This window comes from Pedobacter jamesrossensis (assembly GCF_042650905.1).
Taxonomy (GTDB): Bacteria; Bacteroidota; Bacteroidia; order Sphingobacteriales; family Sphingobacteriaceae; genus Pedobacter; species Pedobacter jamesrossensis.
This window is the reverse complement of sequence record NZ_JBHSBY010000098.1, coordinates 1-14771: the sequence shown is the minus strand read 5'-3', so window position 1 is coordinate 14771 and position 14771 is coordinate 1. Positions and strand designations below refer to the sequence as shown.

At 39.2% G+C, this 14771-nt stretch carries 10 protein-coding genes; 4 read left to right on the top strand and 6 right to left on the bottom strand.

The window, feature by feature from the left end; translation table 11 throughout:
* Window positions 1-67: 67 nt before the first annotated feature.
* Complete coding sequence (locus tag ACFOUY_RS10140) at window positions 68-829, top strand: Pycsar system effector family protein (RefSeq protein WP_378960421.1); 762 nt, start codon at window positions 68-70, stop codon at window positions 827-829.
* Between the two features lie 169 nt (window positions 830-998).
* Here the strand turns inward: ACFOUY_RS10140 and ACFOUY_RS10135 are convergent, their stop codons facing one another.
* The 6 genes from ACFOUY_RS10135 to ACFOUY_RS10110 all read right to left on the bottom strand — a co-directional run bounded on the left by ACFOUY_RS10135 (window position 999) and on the right by ACFOUY_RS10110 (window position 12281).
* Window positions 999-3296 carry a tetratricopeptide repeat-containing sensor histidine kinase gene (locus ACFOUY_RS10135; RefSeq protein WP_378960420.1) on the bottom strand — a complete coding sequence of 766 codons (2298 nt, stop codon included), beginning with the start codon at window positions 3294-3296 and terminating at the stop codon, window positions 999-1001.
* 33 nt (window positions 3297-3329) lie between these two features.
* Entirely contained in the window at window positions 3330-4712 is a 1383-nt protein-coding gene (locus ACFOUY_RS10130; RefSeq protein WP_378960419.1) for a sigma-54-dependent transcriptional regulator, read from the bottom strand.
* Between the two features lie 76 nt (window positions 4713-4788).
* Window positions 4789-7227, bottom strand: a complete 2439-nt coding sequence (locus ACFOUY_RS10125) for a sensor histidine kinase (RefSeq protein WP_378960418.1) — start codon at window positions 7225-7227, stop codon at window positions 4789-4791.
* 209 nt (window positions 7228-7436) lie between these two features.
* Window positions 7437-10223, bottom strand: coding sequence for a sigma-54-dependent Fis family transcriptional regulator (locus ACFOUY_RS10120; protein WP_378960416.1), 2787 nt, complete (start codon window positions 10221-10223; stop codon window positions 7437-7439).
* Between the two features lie 440 nt (window positions 10224-10663).
* Entirely contained in the window at window positions 10664-11623 is a 960-nt protein-coding gene (locus ACFOUY_RS10115) for an MBL fold metallo-hydrolase (RefSeq protein WP_378960414.1), read from the bottom strand.
* A 118-nt stretch (window positions 11624-11741) separates the two neighbouring features.
* Window positions 11742-12281: a carboxymuconolactone decarboxylase family protein gene (locus tag ACFOUY_RS10110; RefSeq protein WP_378960413.1), complete on the bottom strand. Its 540-nt coding sequence runs from the start codon at window positions 12279-12281 to the stop codon at window positions 11742-11744.
* Between the two features lie 450 nt (window positions 12282-12731).
* On the opposite strand from ACFOUY_RS10110, the gene ACFOUY_RS10105 reads away from it, so the two are divergent.
* From ACFOUY_RS10105 to ACFOUY_RS10095, 3 genes are all read left to right on the top strand, one after another.
* A complete protein-coding gene (locus ACFOUY_RS10105; protein ID WP_378960412.1) occupies window positions 12732-13523 on the top strand; it encodes an SDR family NAD(P)-dependent oxidoreductase in 792 nt (263 codons plus the stop codon).
* A 279-nt stretch (window positions 13524-13802) separates the two neighbouring features.
* Entirely contained in the window at window positions 13803-14204 is a 402-nt protein-coding gene (locus tag ACFOUY_RS10100; RefSeq protein WP_378960409.1) for a nuclear transport factor 2 family protein, read from the top strand.
* Window positions 14205-14310: 106 nt separating this feature from the next.
* Window positions 14311-14646 carry a putative quinol monooxygenase gene (locus ACFOUY_RS10095; RefSeq protein ID WP_378960407.1) on the top strand — a complete coding sequence of 112 codons (336 nt, stop codon included), beginning with the start codon at window positions 14311-14313 and terminating at the stop codon, window positions 14644-14646.
* Window positions 14647-14771: the final 125 nt, after the last annotated feature.

Here is a 14771-nt window from a genome sequence, read left to right as displayed (position 1 = left end):
ATATCGCTTTGTCCAAAAGTGATATGGTTAAAAGTTAGTGCTAAAGCCAGAACCAAACTGGTGCACTATGCCTCGGAATGTGGTGTACTTTGTTCGGAATAATCAGCAAAGCTATACCTATTATCTCCCAATAAATAAAAAGGCAAGAATTAGAACCAGACTGAAAAATTTACACAAAATACAGGCGCAATTAAAACGTTTTCCAAAATTCGGTAAAAAAGCTAAATCAGGAAACCAGAGAACCCTTTCAAAAATAGAGAACAGCGAAATTGCCGAGAAAGGAGTGGAAACGATGTTCAAAATTACTGCCACTAATAACCAGCGGCTCACAAGCTTAGCCGATAATAAAGCTCATATCCTGATTACGGTCAACTCCATTATCCTGTCGGCAATCATCAGCATTTTGCTTCGCAAGTTAGAAGACAGCAGCTATCTGATCTATCCGACATTTATCTTGCTATCAATTAGCTTAATCTCAATGATTTTTGCAATCCTTGCTACCAGACCCAATATACCGGATGGCCGCTTTTCACATGTGAGGTCAAAAGAACAATCAGACAATTTGCTTTTTTTCGGAAACTTTTACCGGATGTCCCTTCAGGAATACAGCCAAGGGATGTTAAAAATCATGTATGACAAAAAACTTATTTATCAATCGCTCATAAAAGATATTTATGGACAAGGCATTGTACTGGGAAAAAAATATCTGTTATTAAGAATTGCCTACAATGTTTTTATGTTTGGATTGATCGTTTCGGTATTGGCATTTCTGGTCGTTTTCATCTGGCATCAGTCGACCATACCAACCGATTTACATCACCAAAAATGACTATTATTCCCGGGAGTGTTATTGGAAATCAGTCATTTATAGTTTGCCATATCGATACGGCTGATAGTAGCAAAAAAAAATGATTATTAGCTTGCAAAGTCGTATTGTAGTATAAATAATAATTTATGCCTGTAGGCAGTTATTTCCTGGCGTATTTGACCTGATGCTTTCAATCATGAAGCGAAATATTCTCTTCATATTCTATCTCTTGTTCAAAGGGGTTTACATTGCATACAAAAATAATCTTGGTACCATGGTCGGAAGTTATCTGAACGGTTCCATTGAGATCTTCACAGAGCCCATTTATCAGTTTCATACCCAGCGACCCCACTCTACCATTCTTTTTGCGCTCCTGAATACCAATACCATTATCAGCTATAGTCAATGTTAGCACTTCATCTTTAGTGTGGAGAATTATGCGAATCTGGGCATTACTTTGTCCTTTAAAAGCATGCTTTATTGAATTGGTCACCGCTTCATTAATAACCAATGCCATGGGAATCGCTGCAGCCACATCCAATACAACAGGCTCCACATCGAGTTCGAAATGGACACTGTTTCCGATAACAAAACTATCTTTCAAGTAGCCAACAAATTCCTGAATGTAAGGTTGCAAATCGATAGACTTTGAGTTTTCTGTTTCGTAAAGCCTTTGATGAATCAGAGACATAGCGTAAATTCGGTGTTTGCTATCCTCAATGGCTTTAAGTGCGTCACTTTCCAGATATAATGCCTGAGATTCCAACAGGCACATGACGGTATGCAAATTATTTTTGACGCGGTGGTGTACCTCTTTCAAAAGCCACTCTTTCTCAATAATTACCTTATTGAGCTGTTTTAGAATCGCCTCCTGCCTGACATTTTTCTTTAATATTTCCCTACTTAATTTTTTCTTTCCATTATACTGCCAATAGAATATGATTGCTATAAATAAAAACATAATAGCCGCGCCGACGATTGCATTTCTCAATACATTCGCTCGCTCCTCCCTTATCCTACTGAGAGTCTGATTCTGTTTTAAATTTCTGATTAGGTCTTCTTTTTTTCGAGTTTCAAATTTGATAAGCAGACTTTGTACATCTGCCTTTCGCTTGCTTTCCTCAAGGCTATCATCTAGCTTATGGTTTCTAGAAAGGTACCGAATCGCTGAACGGTAATTTCCCATTGCAGAGTCTGCCAAAAATAACATATAGGTGAGCTGGCGTTTAGTATAGTCGGAAGTATTTCTATCCTGAGATTCAACAGCCTTTAATAAAAAAGGTTTTGCTTTAGCATAATCTTTGTGTTCAATGTAGAAATATCCCATATTACTATAATCATTAGTGACTAGCCAATCGGCTTGCTTCACCATTTTATATCCTTCTATAAAATAATGTTCTGCCATTTTATATTTCCCTAAAGCCAAATATACATTGGCATAGGAATTCACAGACACATGTCGTTGATCGAACACAACCGGGTTAAATATTTTGGTATTTTTATCCAAGTATTCCAAAGCAGCAGCATAATGGTGGTCCTTAATCATTCTGGCGGAAACAGAGGACAAAACCTGATTTGGCGTATACCTTCCCAGACGAAGTTTAAAGTTATCTAAAGCGGATCGCAATGCCTCACGCTCTTTTTCAGGCTCATTAATTCTATGGTAAATACTTGATAGTCCGAGATAAATATCTCCCAGAGCCGTTTTGTCGCCATTTTGCTCGATAGCAGCGCTTGCGTTGTGCACATCCTGCAGAGTTTCCGTAAACTTTCCTTTTAGCCAATGGATGTCAGCCAATATTAAATATGGATATTGAATCCCGGTCAATCGCTGCTCTTTATACTCCTTTATCAATACCTGCAGATCCCTTTCTGCACTTTTTGCATCGCCCACAAGAGATTGGACAAAAGCGAGATATTGGCGTGCAAATAATTCATTATTTTTTAAATGTAGCTTTTTACTTTCCTTTAAACATTCCTCAGCAAAGGATTTCCCCCGAATTAAGTCTTTTAAGGGCCGCTCCGGGCAAAAAATATAAGTAAAAGCAAGCCCTAGTTCTACGTTATTTTTTATTACAGGGTTGTGAAATAGCGGGAGTATCCTCTCAACGTTAGTAAGACTGTCTGTTAGTATATATATAGTTGCCAAGGCCTCTAAGCATTTAGCCAACCTATTTGTATCCTTTAATTCTTTACTTAGCAATCTCGCCTGATTGGCGTATCGCAAGGCTTTAGGAAAATCATCATTGGATTTTAAAGGCTTGTAATAATAAATATTGCATAGCTTTAATAAAAGATCAATTCGGGATGCCTTGTTTTTAGTGGTCTTGATTGCTCTATATATCTCGCGCTCTTGGACTGCCGGCACATGGGCCGGAGCCGGATAATATTGAGCATGTAAAGAAAGGGGTATAATTATGAGCATGCCAATTACCAAAGCAATAGGAAAGAAATCCCTAAAGGCAGTCGAAAAGTTGATCTTTATCATAGCGAATTAATTTTGTTATGCTTTCTCGATCACCTATTTGCTGGAACGTTTTTTATCAATTCCAAGTTTTTTCATTCTTGAATTCAATGTAGAGACGTTAATATTCAGAAGTGCGGCTGCGCCGCCTTCACCATAAACTTTCCAGTCAGAGATGGCCAGTGTTGCAAGTATATGTTCCCGTTCGTTTTCTTCCATAGTTTTGACACGCTCATCTTCAATTTCGATGTAAATATTTCCTTTGTCCCGTGGAAGTTCCAGACTATTGATGATGGTGCCCATGGAGAGCAAAACGCTTCTCTCCATCATGTTTTCCAGCTCACGGACATTCCCTGGCCAACTGTATTGGCGCAAACTCTTAACCACTTCATCGGAAAAACCTGTTATGGCCTTGCCGTGCTTTTTTGCATACTTTTTCAAAAAATGTTCGGCAAGTACGATAATGTCTTCACGATGTTCCCTCAAAGGTGGCAGCAGTAGCGGAAAGATATTCAGCCGATAGTAAAGGTCAAGGCGAAAACGGCCGTTGCTTATCTGCTCTTCAAGATCACGGTTGGTAGCGGCAATAACGCGGACATCAATTTTTTTAGTGCTTCCGCCAATCCTGTCGATTTCCATTTCCTGAAGTACCCTTAAAAACTTAACCTGGAAGTCAAGAGGCAGTTCTCCTATTTCATCCAGAAAAATAGTTCCACCATCAGCTTGTTCAAACTTTCCTATCCTTTTATCAACTGCTCCGGTGAAGGACCCTTTTTCGTGACCGAATAGCTCCGATTCGACAAGATTGGCAGGAAGCGCACCGCAGTTGACCACTATTAAAGGTTTGTTTTTTCTGTCTGAAAGCCGATGAATTGCCTTTGCGATAAGTTCTTTGCCAGTTCCACTCTCTCCCAGAATCAATACCGCGGTGTCGGTTTGGCTAACAATTTTAACTTTGTCTAAAATACTGATAATTTCTGGACCATTCCCGATTATCTCTTTTAGCTCAGCAGAAAAAAGTTGAGCGCTGCTTTTGAGGATTGAATCTTTATTTTTTTCTTCGTCCTGGGCATGCTGATGTAAGTACCAGGCGACATCCAGTGTGATAAGAACGTCCTTGGCACGAAAAGGCTTAACTAAAAATCCATAAGGTTTGGTCGCCTTCGCTGCATCCAATATCTGTTTGTTTGAATTTGCCGATAAATAGATAAAGGCGATTTTCATTTCGCGCAGTTTCCCTGCAAGATGTATTCCGGTCTGGGATCCCTGAAGCAATATATCAAGCATCACCATATCCGGCCGTTCCTTTTCAACCATCTTTAAGGCTATCGGAACCGATCTGGCGATTCCGGTGACCTTATAGCTGGCTTTTTCCAGAATCCCCTGCATGTTATTGGCCTCTATGAATTGATCCTCAACGATTAATATTTTTGTTTTCACAGTTTGTTAAGTTAGATTGAACATTTACTATCAGAAGGATTGTCCCTTAAATTTAATATTTATTTGCAGGTTTATACTAAGATTGGCCCTCAAAATGATTAGTATCATCAAAAAATGCAAAATCATTTTCCAAGGGCTCGAGATCAAAATCAAGCGTGATCCTGGTACCGTTATCATTTTCGATATGAATATTGGCATTGATATCTCCGCTTAGTCCGTTCATCAGTTTCAGCCCCAAAGATTCAGAGTGCATATTATCTATTTCTTCAGGAATCCCAATACCATCGTCGGCGATAACAAGTTTAATCTTCTGTTTAGATCTTTTCATGTTAATGGTTATCATTCCTGATAACTTTTCAACAAAGGCATATTTGATCGAATTTGTCACGGCCTCATTTACAATGAGGGCTATGGGAATGGCATGCGAAATGCCTAGGCTTATCTTATCGATATCGAGGCTGAATCTTATTCTTTTATTGGCATCAAAACTGTCGCTTAAATAGCTTAACAGTTCGGGTAGATAAACAGCCATATCAATGGTCTTCAAGTTTTCGGTCTGATAGAGTTTCTGATGGATAAGGGACATCGCATAAATTCTATGCTGGCTGCTTTCCAAAGCTTTCCTGCCATCGTCTGAAAGATATACTGCCTGCGATTCCAGAAGACATATTACCGTATGCAGATTATTCTTCACCCTATGATGAATCTCTCTGAGCAGCCATTCCTTTTCTTTTATCAGACCCTCTTTTTGCGCTAGTAAAACATCTTTTTCGATGACCATAACATTTAAATCATTATTGATCCCCACAATATTCTCTTTCTGGGATTCCAGTAGTTTATGGCTTTTTTGCTTCATCCTGTACTGGTAAAAACTAAATGCCAGTAAAAAGAACAGTGATACTGCAGCAATACTAATGCGTTTCCTGACTGCTTTAGTATGATGAATTTCTAGGGCCTGTCTTTTTTGAGTTTCCTTCAAAAGCCTTATGTCTTTCTTTTTTTCTTCGGTTTCATAGCTTACCGTTAGCTCGGCAAACTGCCTGCTTCTCATTTCGGTATACACCGAGTCCTTAAGTCTTTGATATAACAAAAGCTGTTGCATTGCAGAAAGATAATTTTTGTATGCTGAGTCTATTTTAAACCCATATAGATGCGTAAAAAGTCTTTTATTAACTGCCGAGCCTTGGGGAAGTTCATTTATGGTCCAGTCAAGATATTTTTTTGCTTTTACAATGTCGCCATTTTTAAGGTAATAAATTCCCATTTGGCGGTGTATAGGAGAGTCATCCGATATTTCCCCAGTTGAGAATTGAAAGTCTGAAAGGGTTATCATTCTTAAATGATAGAACTTAGAGCGTGCCTTATCGTTCAAGGCATCATATAGCAGTGCCAGTGCAGATGCCAGATCTTTATTTTGTTCCACTGAGCCTGGGGGATATTTCGATTGGATGTTTTTTACATAGTTTAGGCCTTGAAGAGATTTACCATCCATTATAAAACAATGAGCAACTTTGGGAATCATGATATATAGGCCGTTATTATCCTTTATAGATATCTCATATTGGCAATTTTTTATGTACCACTCCAATGCTTTGTCAAATTTTCTCATATACATAGAATTTTGAGCGATGCGATTTCCATATTCAGGAAAATAGATTGAATCCTCTTTTGTTTTGATATTTCTAACAGACTGTAAGCTATAACTCAAGGAAGCGTTAAAATCACCCAAATCAAAATATATTTTAGACATCAGATGATAAATTCTGGAAATACCGTTTATATTGTTTTGTCTATAATAGCTTATCAACTTGGTCAGTTCGTTTTTGGCCAGACCAAGCTTCCCCTGATTGATATGCGTACTGGCGATTTCCTTTTCAATCGAAAAGTCCAGATACAAATCGGGAAACTGTTTTTTGAGCCGCAGCATCAGATTCATGAAATCAATCTTCCAAAACAGATCCGTAAAATTCCCTGTAATCAAACTATATTTAAGTTCCTGGAAGGCATAAAGTTTCTGCTGCTTGGTACCTGAACTTACAGCCAGTTGCAATGCACTCATTAGCAACTGCTCTTTTTGTTGTGCTTGCTGCTTTTCATTAGTGTTAAAATTTTTGGAGAACTCCATTTTTGCCATTGCCAAATGAAACTTATCATTTGTTTTGCCCAATACCGAGATTGCCTCTGCGAATTGTTTCTTGGTGTCAAGTCCCCGTTCTTTATTGAGATAGGCCTGAAGAAGTTTCAGATTTCCATGCGCTTCAACAGATCCTATGCGCCTGTTTAAATCCGTTGCTTTCTGGATAAAGTTTTCTGCGCTGTCCAAATCTATCTTCAATTCTCCCGTTTTTAAAATATTGAACTCTGCAAGTTCGAGTAATGCATAAAGGGTTTCTTTACTAATCTGGTCTTCCTCAACTATCCGCTTCAAACTATCGACTTTGATCCTTGATATGGTCTGCGGTTTTGAAGCGAAAGCCTGAATGATAAGAAAAGAAAGTATGATGAGTTTTTTCATTTTTATAATTAGTTAAAACCAGGGGCTGAGTTGTGAACATTTAAGGTATTGAACGGGGCTCCAATAGCCTGGGCATCCTTTTTTCCCTTCAGTATTGGTGTAAAATAAACTGTTTACAATTTCAGCAAATGCATTTTCGATTTTATCAGCACTGCCAAACCTTTTTATTATGAGCGTATAGGTAAGCAGTTTTTTTTTGCCGCATCGCATCAGACTAAATGCTCCTTCTTTATACCCAGCCGCTTGATTTTGGAATTGAGCGTGCTCGGAGGAACACCTAATATGTCTGCTGCACCTCCAGGGCCGGATTTCCTTCCATTACAATATTTTAATATTCTTAAGATATGTTCACATTCGTTTTCATCGATTGTTTTAAGCAAAATCTCTGAAGTTGACACTGCGGAAATGTTTCCGGGCCTGCCACTTGGCAAGTGGATTTGTTTAAGTGTGTTTCCACTGGAGAGCAGGATGCTTCTTTCGATCAGGTGTTCCAGTTCCCTAATATTTCCTGGCCAACGGTACTGGATCATATCCTGCATTGCCTTGTTTCCAATGGTATCAATTTGTCGGCCAGTCTTTTTAGAATAACGGTTTATGAAGTGTGTAGCCAACATCGGGATATCTTCTTTCCTTTCCCTAAGGGCTGAGAGGTAAATCGGAAATATGTTCAGGCGATAATAAAGATCACTCCTAAAACGTCCCTCATCGACTTCCTTCTCAAGTTCCCGGTTGGTGGCTGCTATAATCCTGACATCAACCTTTATCGTTCCTCGTCCACCTACCCGCTCAATTTCCCTTTCCTGCAATGCACGCAAGAGCTTGACCTGGAGCTCCAAAGGCATCTCGCCAATTTCATCTAAAAAAAGTGTTCCATTATTGGCCAGTTCGAATTTGCCTATCCTACGTTCAGTGGCGCCAGTGAAGCTTCCTTTTTCATGTCCGAAAAGCTCGCTTTCAATCAGATTGGCCGGAAGGGCAGCACAGTTGACTTTGACCATAAGTTTGTTTTTTCTAGGAGAATTGTTGTGGATAGCTCTCGCGATTAACTCCTTTCCCGTTCCTGTCTCTCCCAGAATCAATACTGTACTGTCCGATGAGGCAACCTGTGCAACCAGACGAAAAGTTTTTTGCATTGCAGCACTTTCACCAATAATTTCGGCATAATTTTGATTTACCTCAATTTCTTCTTTCAAATAGACTGTTTCCTCCTCCAGCTGCTTTTTATAACGGTCAATCTCAATCAATTGACGATTTACTTTTTCATTGGCCATGATATTGGAAAGCGCAACAGAGATCTGTGAACATATGCTTTTTAAAAGCTCTTCCTTTGATTTGAGTTGCTTAAAATCCGGATGGGCGAAACTTATGACAGCATTACCATCAATACCCAGATTTATGAGCATTCCATAGCGAGAAACATTACTATCCCTTTCTGAGGTTTTGTTCTGACTTTGGTGAATCCGTTCGCAGCGGAGCTCGGACAGTGAAGGGGAATCTATAGCATAGATAAGCGCTCTGAAATTATCGGGCAGATCAGTCCAAGTATCCAGTCCTTTGATGAACTCGGGATCTCGACTGAAATCAGAATCATGGTCATAAAGGAAGGGTAGAAACTTCAGCCTGTCGACACTCAATAAATAAATGACGAAATCGCTTATATTGAAAAGTTCGCAAAGCTGTATCTTCAGCATATCGGAAAGCAGTTCTTTATCCCTCAAAGGCGCTATTGCATTGCTGAACTTGAGGAGCCGGCTTTTCTCATCCTCTCTGCTTTTGATTTCCTGGTTGGCCAGAATATTTGCCACAGATATACAAAGCTGATGGGAAAGGCTTTGAATAAATTTTAGCTTTTCAGCTGTAATAGTATCTTTATTTTTAAAGTATATCAGCCAAAAACCAACGACTTCATCACCTTTGGCGAGACGAATAGTTAGCAGTACCTGCTGTTTAAGATCCTTGTTTATTTTGATATATAAAGGTGGATTTTTTTGTTTCGAGAGTTCTTCCAGATCGAATATCAATGGGATTTCAGTCTGCATGGTTTTGCTCAAAACGGTATCGTTAACAATGTGGCTGCTATTTTTGAGATCAAGGTAAACAGGCTGCGCTTTCTCCCTAGCATCTTCGTCAAGGAGAAATGCATTAAAGGTGAGTCCATCTTCATTGCACACTGCAATCATAGTATGGCTACAGCCCAAAAGTTTTTTAAATCTATCCTTGATGAACTTTGCAAGTTCTTCGATATTTCTCAAAGAAGCAATTCCGGTATTTATGGAGAGTAGCAGCTCCATTTCGTTTTTTCTGCGAAGCGCCTCGTCCATCTTATTGATGTTGGAGAGGGCAACTGAAAACTGTGAGCTGATGCCTTTCAACAAATTACTCCTTAAGTTGCCCATGGATAATTTTTCAAAGTGCAATAAAATATACCCTAGGGACTCCTCTCCCATTTTTAAGCTTACCACAGCAAATTTTTCCCATCCTTTTTCAAACCAGTGTTTAAAATAATTTGTACCAGGGTCACGGTCGATATACTCAGAAGTGTCATAAAATACCTCCACATGTGCATCTATAGTGGTAAGCTTGTCCAAAAGTGGTTTAAGTTCTGAGTAGTCAAATGAATTCTTTTCGTTTGTAACCGTATTTCTAAACATTTTACGAATTTCCTGGGGAAACATGTAAATCTGGTAGGTTTGCTGATCATTGTTGGGAAGAATAATTGTCAACCCGTTTATCTTAAAGAAGGTCTTTAACTTTGAATGGACAGCTTCGGTCAAGTCTTCCTTATTTTTCGCCTCCGCTATTTCATTGCTAAGGTCTAACAAGATGGTCTTTTCACCTTCGTCTGCCTGGAAATTTTCGGTAGCCAAGTGGTTTTTTAGTTCATCCTTGAATCTTTCGGAAAGATACTCAATGGTAGAGAAGTGGTTTTTGAGTAGCTCTGAAAGTTCCTTACTTTCTCCGTTAGAGGAAACAGGGGCACTGTTAGGAGTAGACATAATTTTTGGTTTAGAAATTATACATAAACAGTTGTTACTAATCTTGCAGTTACCAAGATTATATAAACAATATGCAATAGATATACCACAACTCAACTAATTGATTAATAGATGTTTGCGAAAATCGTAATACTCAAAATTAGCGATATATCCCTAACGGAAATCCATTTTAAGGATATCTCAACAATAAAGACTCCTTGGGCATTTACCATTTAAAAATTAACGGATGTAACTTCCAGCATTAAATCAGAGATAAAAGATTAAAATTCTCCCGCCCATTCCAGGATATGAATTTCTGAGGTGCAGTTGGAAAATATGAGGCAAAAAAATCAAGACAATGGAGAAAAGCCTTGGGAATAGGTGTGATGTTTCTCGAACCATAGGCCAGGTAAGTAATTGTGATAACGGGCCAAGGGCATCACCCTCGACCCGGTACTATACTAAACCCCTCTGTAAACCAGATTCGTAAAGAAGTCGCCGTTGATGACGAACTTCCCGAACTTAGGATCAAAGGAGGCTGTTGGTTTTGCAGCAATGGCCTCATTCAAGCTTCGCCCCTGTTTCTTTAATTTGGCTACTCTTTCGCGGATCGTACTGAGCATCTCATGAAATTCAATTAGCTGGGCCCGGTTACCGATAGCACCGTGTCCAGGTATTACAATGGTGTGGTTTGTTGTCATTTTCACATTACGTTCTGATGCAGCAATCATTCCATCAATACTTCCACCGGTCGAATAATCGATGAATGGATAGTATGCGTTCCAGAATGTATCGGCGACGTGGAGAATATCTGCATTTTGAAAATAAATAAATGAATCACCATCGGTGTGTGCCGGTTTATAGGTCTTCACCTTAATATTTTCACCATTGAATTTTTTGTTGAACTCAGACTTGTAAATTATTGTTGGAATGCCTCCTTTTGGCAACGCTTTAAAAGTAAATTTCCAGTCTGCCTGGTAAACATCTCTTTGTAGGTAATTTCTGGTCACATCTTGAGAAACTATTGTCGCCCCGGCTTTGTGCAGCCATTCATTTCCGCTCGTGTGATCAAAATGCCAGTGGCTATTAATAAGCATTTTTATTGGTTTGTTGCTGATAGAATTTAGTGCCGCCTGTAGGTGAGCCTGAGAAACATTTATCCCGGCATCCACTAAGAGTTTTCCCTCAGGGCCATTGAGAACCGCAATATTTCCACCGGAGCCTTCCACCATAGATATGTTTCCACGCAGTTTGGTCACATTAATTTTTGCAGTAGCGGCTGCCTTGGTGATAATTTCAACGGGTCCATCTTTTTTAACCTGAGCTAACATAAAATTTGGACTGAATAATATTCCAGCCGTAAATAGACCTGCCACTCCTAAGAAATCACGGCGGTCTAATTTTGTTTGATTTGAATCCATAATAATTTTATTTAATGATTTTAGTTTTAAGTTTTTAAAGGAATATGCAAAATGAATACATCATCGCTTCAGAGAGGCCTTAAAAGAATTGATTTTTAAGTACTATCTAGCACAAGGTCTATTTTAGGCTCATCGCTTCTGGAAAATCTATGGGAACACCAGTCACCGCATGTACATAATTGGTAAAAATCCTTACCGCAATTAACCCAAGCAATTCAATAAGTGCGTCCTCCTGAAAACCGGCTGCAAAAAAATCCACTAAAAACTGCTCTTCCGCATGGCCGTGATTTTCAGTAATGTTCTTTGCCAACTGAATTACAGCGTTAAGCTTTGCCTCTTCAGTATAACCCTTTCTGAAACTGATGATCTCCTCATGACTGAACCCCTTGGTTTTAGCAAGCATAGTATGTGCGGCCAAGCAGTAGCTACAATCATTTACTTCAGACACCACCAAATTTATTGCTTCCTTTTCCTTGGCACTAAAGATACCCCCGGCAAGCGCACCGTCGAATTGGAGGAACCCTTTGAGCGTCTGTGGGGAATATCCGATTGCTGCATACAGATTTGGAACTTTGCCAATGCTTGCCGAGATCTGATCGAATAGCAGTTGAGATTGAGGGCTTACTTCCTCCCGGTTTGGAACTTTAATAGTCTTCATATTCGTTATTTATAGTTTATTTAATTAGTATTCATAATATTTGTTGCAGCCTATGTTCTGCTACCCCTACCATACATAATTTTATGCCACTATATAACGCAATGACTTACAGCAACTTAAATAAAATATTTAAAAATTAGAATATCGATATTTCGCTATTTGTGCGCCATAATTGAAATAGCAAGCTTTTCTCTATTTATTTTTTAATTTTCATGTACACTCATCCACCTTCGGGTATATTTAGAATATGGTAGACTGATGACCATCTCTGATCTGCAGCTGTCTGCATAATGCTGTGACAAGAAATTCCCTATATTTCAACAATCCATATTTTTTAGCGATATAAAACTTTTACCTCTATGGCCGACAAAGACATAAACCACTGTATATCAATAACTTTAATAAAGGCATGAGTTTTGAATCTCCGATGTATTTATAAGAAAACATAGCATGGAAAATGAGCAAAGCAGATCATCAGAACCGGTAAAAATCGGGAGCAGACTTAAGGGGAAAGTAGCCCTTATTACGGGGGGAAATAGCGGCATCGGCTTCGCCAGTGCCAAACGTTTCGTTGCCGAAGGTGCCTTTGTGTACATTACGGGCCGACGCCAAGAACAGTTGGACCAGGCTGTTGAACTCATAGGGAGCAATGTTGTGGGGATTCAAGGGGATGTGTCCATTCTTAAGGACCTGGATCATATCTTTTCAGTGATCAGCGCTGAACACGATCACCTGGACATTGTTTTTGCAAATGCTGGACTGGGAATGTTGGAGGCGCTTGGTGAAATTACCGAAGAAAGCTTTGATTTGACTTTTAACGTTAATGTTAAAGGTACACTGTTCACCGTACAAAAAGCTTTACCGCTGCTCGCCCAGGGCGCCTCGATTATTCTTACCGGATCTTCTACCAGTGCAAAGGGTACAGCGGCATTTAGTGTTTACAGCGCAACAAAGGCTGCGATCAGAAACCTTGCCAGAAGTTGGGCTTTGGACTTAAAAGGCAAGGGCATACGAGTGAATGTACTCTCTCCGGGGTCTACAACAACACCCGGGTTACTGAATTTACTAGACACCACAGGATTTCAACAGCAGGCGCTACAAAAGTTTAGTGACGAATCACCGTTGAGCCGTCTTGGCGAACCGGAGGAAATTGCCGCAGTTGCTGTTTTCCTGGCCTCAGAAGACAGCACTTATATGACCGGAAGCGAAGTATTTGTTGATGGGGGGCATGCCCAGGTTTAACAGACATTGAGAAAGTGATATTTTGAAAATTATCAATATCAGCAAAATTCCAGATGTCAGGGTGACCTTAGATTGATTATTGTCAATTATCTTCTTATCAAATGTCAAGTATTTGTGCGGTGTTGGAGCCTAACTTTGTTATTATAAAACTGGATAGGTTCTTAGTGCTACCGTTTAGATGAGGGTTTAGATAGTGGATTAGTTAAAGTAGCCTAAGGATCCGTTCAGTTTTTAAAAAAGAATTTTACGAGAAAAGATATGCAAAATCCTGTAAATACAATGTTCGAAGAAGATATTTCTCCTTTAGTGATTAGATATCTGGAGACGGCAACAACAGATATAGACCAATGGATAGATCTACTTCATGATGACATAGTCATTGAGTTCCCTTACGGTGAGTCGGCAGGATTACTGCCTCAATTGAGTGGAAAGGAAACAATAAAAAAGTCAACAGAAATGTTTCTGGAAAGTGTCCCGGGTATCAGATTTAACAATGCCGTGGTATCCCCCTCTTTGAATCCCGATGAAGCTTTTGCTACCTATGAGGTAGATGTAAAAGTTCCGTCAACTGGTAGAAATTACAAACAGCGATACATCGCCGCATTCACTAGAAAAGATGGGAAAATCATAAAAATGGTAGAATATTACGATCCTACGAATTTCAACGCGGCCTTCAGATAATTCCAAATTTTGAATATAAAAACCCTATATCTTTTAACATCGTACTACAGGAATGGAATATTACGACCGAACAGTTAATCATAAATAAATACTAAAAATTATAATCATGAACAAAAAAGCAAACTTTGTGGTTCACACCACTTACACTATTCACCCGGACGATAAGCAAACCTTCATCGACGCAGTGAAGGAACACATTGTATTAACCAGAGAGGTTGAGGGAAACGTCTATTACCATTTTTCTTGGGATATGATCGATCCAAATACCTGCGTATTGGCAGAAGGATGGGTGGATCAGGCGGCGATTGACAAACAGTTACAAAGTGAGGTTTTTCAAAAAGCATTAAAGGCGGTTATTGATAATGTGCGCATTATCGAAAGACACGGAACGCTTTATACAGTTTCTGGCGAAACCGATATCATTCCAGAAGTGGCAGAATAATTATAGAGGGCAGTATGGACGAGGGCACTGAAAAAGTCCACCCATAAAATTGTTTAAAAAAGGGAGTTAGAAACTATGTTTTCTGCTCCCTTTTTTGTATTTTAAAGGTATATTATAATACTCTT

What these genes read in the sequence shown, in the direction of transcription:
- ACFOUY_RS10095 (WP_378960407.1), top strand. Translation starts at nt 14,311, where the DNA reads ATGAACAAAAAAGCAAACTTTGTGGTTCACACCACTTACACTATTCAC.
- ACFOUY_RS10120 (WP_378960416.1), bottom strand. Translation starts at nt 10,223, where the DNA reads ATGTCTACTCCTAACAGTGCCCCTGTTTCCTCTAACGGAGAAAGTAAG.
- ACFOUY_RS10135 (WP_378960420.1), bottom strand. Translation starts at nt 3,296, where the DNA reads ATGATAAAGATCAACTTTTCGACTGCCTTTAGGGATTTCTTTCCTATT.
- ACFOUY_RS10105 (WP_378960412.1), top strand. Translation starts at nt 12,732, where the DNA reads ATGGAAAATGAGCAAAGCAGATCATCAGAACCGGTAAAAATCGGGAGC.
- ACFOUY_RS10110 (WP_378960413.1), bottom strand. Translation starts at nt 12,281, where the DNA reads ATGAAGACTATTAAAGTTCCAAACCGGGAGGAAGTAAGCCCTCAATCT.
- ACFOUY_RS10100 (WP_378960409.1), top strand. Translation starts at nt 13,803, where the DNA reads ATGTTCGAAGAAGATATTTCTCCTTTAGTGATTAGATATCTGGAGACG.
- ACFOUY_RS10140 (WP_378960421.1), top strand. Translation starts at nt 68, where the DNA reads ATGCCTCGGAATGTGGTGTACTTTGTTCGGAATAATCAGCAAAGCTAT.
- ACFOUY_RS10125 (WP_378960418.1), bottom strand. Translation starts at nt 7,227, where the DNA reads ATGAAAAAACTCATCATACTTTCTTTTCTTATCATTCAGGCTTTCGCT.
- ACFOUY_RS10115 (WP_378960414.1), bottom strand. Translation starts at nt 11,623, where the DNA reads ATGGATTCAAATCAAACAAAATTAGACCGCCGTGATTTCTTAGGAGTG.